Genomic DNA, 253 nt, shown 5'->3' with positions numbered 1-253 from the left:
CGACCGCGCCCGGGTCCTGATCTACGCCGACCAGAGCAGCGTCAGCACGGCGGGCACCGGCAAGACGGGCTCCGGGAAGCAGAAGCCGAAGCCGAAGGCCCAGGACCAGGGCGTCTACGCGGGCGCGATGTTCGCCCTGGACGTCGTGCACCGCGACGGCCGCTGGCTCGTCGAGAACATCGACACCTTCGGCCGCTGAGCGGCGGTCCCGCCTCCGCCAAGGACCCCTCGGCGCACGCGCCACCCCTACGCG

At 73.1% G+C, this 253-nt stretch carries 1 pseudogene; it reads left to right on the top strand.

The features are described from left to right. Positions 1–199 (top strand): annotated as a pseudogene (locus CCN56_RS45335) (hypothetical protein); the annotation flags it as partial. Positions 200–253 lie beyond the last annotated feature (54 nt).

The sequence above is a fragment of the Streptomyces sp. NRRL B-24572 genome (assembly GCF_002156145.1).
Taxonomy (GTDB): Bacteria; Actinomycetota; Actinomycetes; order Streptomycetales; family Streptomycetaceae; genus Streptomyces; species Streptomyces vietnamensis.
This window is presented reverse-complemented; position numbering and strand designations above follow the sequence as displayed.